The 4,554-nt window shown below is 63.7% G+C and carries 6 protein-coding genes and 1 pseudogene; 3 read left to right on the top strand and 4 right to left on the bottom strand.

Going from position 1 to position 4,554, the window contains the following annotated elements; genetic code table 11:
• Positions 1–54 precede the first annotated feature (54 nt).
• Positions 55–627, bottom strand: a complete 573-nt coding sequence (locus tag LQV45_RS18620; RefSeq protein WP_230008296.1) for a hypothetical protein — start codon at positions 625–627, stop codon at positions 55–57.
• Positions 628–704: 77 nt separating this feature from the next.
• Positions 705–1,238 (bottom strand): hypothetical protein, encoded by a 534-nt coding sequence (locus LQV45_RS18615; RefSeq protein ID WP_230008295.1) that lies wholly within the window; start codon positions 1,236–1,238, stop codon positions 705–707.
• 366 nt (positions 1,239–1,604) lie between these two features.
• Between LQV45_RS18615 and LQV45_RS18610 the strand changes: the two genes are divergently transcribed.
• Positions 1,605–1,763, top strand: a complete 159-nt coding sequence (locus LQV45_RS18610) for a hypothetical protein (RefSeq protein ID WP_230008294.1) — start codon at positions 1,605–1,607, stop codon at positions 1,761–1,763.
• A 397-nt stretch (positions 1,764–2,160) separates the two neighbouring features.
• On the opposite strand, the gene LQV45_RS18605 is transcribed toward LQV45_RS18610, so the two are convergent.
• Positions 2,161–2,820: a DUF3800 domain-containing protein gene (locus tag LQV45_RS18605; RefSeq protein ID WP_230008293.1), complete on the bottom strand. Its 660-nt coding sequence runs from the start codon at positions 2,818–2,820 to the stop codon at positions 2,161–2,163.
• Between the two features lie 127 nt (positions 2,821–2,947).
• Between LQV45_RS18605 and LQV45_RS18600 the strand changes: the two genes are divergently transcribed.
• Positions 2,948–3,160: a hypothetical protein gene (locus LQV45_RS18600; RefSeq protein ID WP_230008292.1), complete on the top strand. Its 213-nt coding sequence runs from the start codon at positions 2,948–2,950 to the stop codon at positions 3,158–3,160.
• Positions 3,161–3,225: 65 nt separating this feature from the next.
• Entirely contained in the window at positions 3,226–4,302 is a 1,077-nt protein-coding gene (locus LQV45_RS18595) for a hypothetical protein (RefSeq protein WP_230008291.1), read from the top strand.
• A gap of 46 nt (positions 4,303–4,348) precedes the next feature.
• On the opposite strand, the pseudogene LQV45_RS18590 reads toward LQV45_RS18595, so the two are convergent.
• Positions 4,349–4,554, bottom strand: a pseudogene (locus LQV45_RS18590) (hypothetical protein); the annotation flags it as partial.

The raw sequence follows: 4,554 nt of genomic DNA, 5'->3' as shown, positions 1-4,554 counted from the left end.
GCAGGGCTTCGAGGCGTGCTCGGGCGGGGGTCTGTGCGGGTGCAGTCGTGTCGGTCATGGGGTCCCCATTTCGTTTGCGGAAAGTTCGATCGCAAGGAGGTCGGCCACGTCCGGGTGCCCGGCGGCATCCAGCGCGAGCAGGAGGGCATCGGCCACGGCGGAGTCGGTCTTGGCTACCGTCACGGCGGCGTTCGCGATCCTGCGGGTGAGCACCTGCGCCTGCGCGTCGCGCTCGGTGTCGAAGCCCGCTGCGGCGAGCGCACCAAGGGCGCGTAGTTCTGCATCACGGGCACGGATTGCCAGGTTGCCGTTGCCGCTCTCCTCCGCCTCCAGGACCGTCTGGCGGTGGCCCTGGGCAATCTCGGTGATCCTGCCGACGATCGACACGGTATCGAGGCCCTGGTGACGGAGAACACGCTCCTCCAGGTCGGCGCGGAGGTGCCCGCCCTTCATGTGGCTCGCGATCGACTCGCGCCCGGGACGGAGACCAAGCTGACGGGAAACGGAGGAAATGGAGCTGCCCTCGGCCAGGCTCTCCTCTACCCATTCCCGTGTTGCGGCGGGGAGGGAGCACACACCACAGGGGCGCCCGACGCGGCGGGCTACGACTGCGATGGTGGTGGCCATGATCATCTCCTCACTGGAAGATGTCGGCCTACGGGGTCCACCCGTTCATTACGGCGGGAAGCCGGGCGTGTCGTGCATCAGGCACGCATCACGGGTGTGAGTCCAGGGCGGGAATCCGGGAGGTGGCGACGACGGCGCTTCGTGGTGCTCAGCGAGGTCCCCAGTAGGTCAGCCTGCTCGGATGCGGTCCTGACCCCGAGAGCGATGAGCAGACTGAGGCGGTTGAAGTCGGCGGGGTCGACGCCGGTCATGTGCTGATCCCGTGCACTGGGGGTTGTCGGCGAGGAGACCCACGAGCTGCGGAAGCGGGCGCGGGGGTGCGTGAGGCGCCAGCGGTCCCACTCGATCCAGTCGTCGACAGCCTCGGCGTCGCCCTGGGCGGCACGGTCGATGAGGTCGCGCAGGGAGTGCTCACCGGCCCCCAGGCGGGGCTTCGTGATGTAGGTGAGGGCGGATTCCGTCAGGCTGAGGCGGCTGTGCGAGGAGGGCGTCAGGTCGTGTTGACGGCAGGCGTCCTCCCACGCATCGAGAAGGCGGCGAGTCTCGTCGTCCAAGGTGTTGTCGAGGGGGATGACGACGAGATGGTCGTGCCAGTTCCATCTGGCATCCACGCGGGTCACCTCGGTGCTGCGGAGGTATGCCCCCGATCTGTGTCTGAGCTTGACTGTTTCGAGAAACGAAGTTCGAACGCGATCGAGGTCTCGCCGCCCTGCATCGAGGTCAGGGTTCAGCTCGACCGACAGGCGCAGGCTCACGCACCAAGGGAACCGGGCAAACCGGGCCAGCGCGTCATTCTGTGCCCTCAGCGCTACGCGCTCACCGCACGAAGGACAGTCGGCCGTGTTGCACATCCAGCCAACGGTGCAGTTCTGAATGCTCCGCCTGGCAGAGAACACCTTGGTGAAGAGTCCCCCCGGAGTGGGGGGTGTCACAGGCGCTGAAGACTCACAAGAGAAGTCATAGTGTGAGGCGTCTCGATGGAGGTCGCCGTCACCAACGGCAGTGCGTGCGTGCAGGCGATCGTCTACGATCATGAGTGGGAGCAATCTGCAAGCCGCCTCGACTACCTGGCTGGGATCGGGGCGGCTTTCCTGTGCGCCCGGGCGGATGAGCCGACAGTACACCGGATCGCGTAAGGACGCGCTGACCGGGTATTTAGTGCGCGTTACGCACTAACTGCCGCACCACCGCTGTACTACTACAGCCTCGGCAGATGGCCACGAGTCGGCTCGCTCAGCTCTCCGCCCCAGGGGTCAAGTGCTACGCGCGAGGTCCAAGCTGACCTACCGGGAACTTCCGCTCGAAGCCGTTCGTGTCGTTGCTCGTGTCGTTGCTCGTGTCGTTGCTCGTGTCGTTGCTCGTAACGTTGCTCGTGTCGTCGCTCGTGACGAAATTGCTGGGAATTTTCCTGCCGTTGTTGCTGCGACTGTTCGTGTCGCGTAACGTTATGCGTGCGAGGTCCCGTCTGAGTACTCAGATCGCGGGGTCTGGCTTCGATCAAGGCTCCGAATTGCTTCGGGGCCTTTTTCGCGTCTACGGGCACGCGCAGCAACCCGGAAGTTCCTTCGGATGCAGATACGTTGCCATCCAGCCCCATAGCTGGCGGCGCGACTCGCGAAGGCGATGGGCCTGAAACACGCTGTACGCGGCGACATCTGCCATCTGAACGAACTGGCTTGCATGGCTTCCCTGATGCCACGGGTCTTCGACGATCCGACGATTCGCGAGCTTCAGGTCGCGGTGGGCAGCCTTCTGGTACGGCTGAGAGCCGTCGCCGTCCACAACCAACAGCGCCCAGCTGTCACCGGCTGCCATCTGAGCGTCGATCTCTGAAAGGAGCGTGCGGTAGCAGTGATCCGGCGAAACATGCGCGTGCACCTTCGCAACAACTTGCAAGTCAGGTATGGATCGAATCGTGGCGTTGGCAAGTTCTAGTACCCGTCGGCGCTTGTTCGCCTCGGTGTTGACGCCGTAGGTGATGCCCGGGGCAGGCCTCCCCTTGCCTGCCTGGATCAGGTCCTTGCAGTGGATCTCGAAGTCGGCGGGGATCCCATAATCGCGGTAGAGATTCTTCCGGAAACTGAGCCACAGAGTGAGTGCCTCCGTCCAACGTTCGATAGGCAACAGCAGCGCGGTGTATACGGCAAGCGTCTCGTCACCTGAATCATCGATGTATGCAAGATAAGTAGTCATGCTGAACCCCCGAGCCAGGATGACATAGAGCGCCGAGGCTGCCCGTGCGTGAAAAGTTGTTGAGCCATATCGCGCGGCCGCTCCAGAAATGAGCGGACGCGCATCACCGTCCTCACTAGTGGCGTCCATGAAGTATGTCGTCGACGTCCTCGAGGGTGAGGCCATGCCCGTCAGCAAACGCACCTTCAGCCGCACGCTCACCGCGAGGGTCAGTTCCCTTACCCCCGTTGTCGGGCTTGACGATGGCGTACAGGCCGAAGTCGGCAGCATCCGGGTCGTTCTGTCGAGAGCGGATGATCACGAGACCGCGGTCACGCGCCAAGCGGCGAAGATCCCGTAAGTTCGGCGCTGAAGTCATGGTGCACACGTTACGCGCGGCGCGACTAAGCGGATAATCTGCGAGGCGTGGCAGCCCAAGACGTGCGCATCCCGAGATCTATGGTTCGCGTGCGCTGGTGGCTTGTGGTGTTGTTCGTTGCTCTTGGAGTATCCGCTCTACTTTTCGGCGGGTGGGTAGCATACGGCGGATCGCCCTGGCGTGAGGAGCAGGCAGCCTTCTGGTCTGGTCTATTCGTGAACGTTGGTACGACATTGCTGCTGGCAGCTGTCCTGGTGTGGTTCGAGCGCATCCTTCTCCGCCAGGTCCGTTCTGAGAATGAGACAGCGATTTCGACGGCCGCAACAAGCGCCGCGCAGCAAGCGGCCGAGACCGCCGCGGAGGCGACCGCAGCGCGCCTTGTGCCAAGACTGAATCAGATGGATGAAGAAATTCGGACTCGTTCCTCTGCGCGCGCCGCGAGCCGAACAAGGAGTGCTGTTCGACTCGCTGAGCTGCCGACGTACGAGGCCGTAGACGCCGCGTTCAATGCCGCGACGAGTATCAATGCGATCCGTTCTCGCGCCGGCAGTACGGGGGGTGAAGGGTCGGGCGAAGTTGTAGTCCCAGCCGGTGTGATGCTCTCTGCGCCTAGGGTCCGCGTCCTGTATCTCGCGAAGAATTCTAACTTTCCAGCACGGATCGTTTTCGAGCACACCAGCTACGAGGCGCAAGCGGTCTGGACTGAGGACAAGGACGCCGCAGACGTGCTGGATGAACTCTCGGAAGCGCTCGTCCGGGTAGGTGGAGCAGAGGTCAGCCGGTCGTTGTCGGCACAGGGGCTTCTCGAAAACCTCTCCGCTCTCCTAGCTGACGCTGTAGCCGGACGGCAGGCCGAGCAGGGTGCCTGGGTTTCGACAGGGCCTGTCTTCGAGATGATCTGCAAGGACTGGTATCTCACGGACAAGGGCCTTGAAATCAGAGGTCGAGGTGTGGCGATTCCGAGATCGGCGTTCGGCAAGTGGATTCGTGGCACCGACCGTCGCACGCAACAACAGCTACCTCCTGGGCCACCACAGGGCCTGAGTGAGGACGCCTGGAGTCTTGCGGTGGCCCGAGGCGACGCCTACTACCCTGGGCCTCCCTTTGAGGGGTTCTTCGGGTGAGGCACCATCGGACACATCGCAGCGTTCTTCCTCCCGGTCTAACGGGCTAGTCGATTTCGGCATCCGCAGCCGAGCGATCCGCACGTCGGGTATGCGTAAACCAGACGACGGTGGCCATCGTCGCGATGGCGTACTCGGCGGTGGCGGCGCCGCGATCGTCGAGGAACAGGGCCGTCGCGCGACGCGAAGTCAGCGCCGGCAGCGCGGGGATCGGGAGAGGGGGTCGGCTGGATCGGAGCGGGAGGGTGAACA

The sequence above is a fragment of the Microbacterium sp. Bi128 genome, assembly GCF_918698205.1.
The sequence above is the reverse complement of the archived record's forward strand: the minus strand, read 5'-3'. Positions and strand labels throughout refer to the sequence as shown.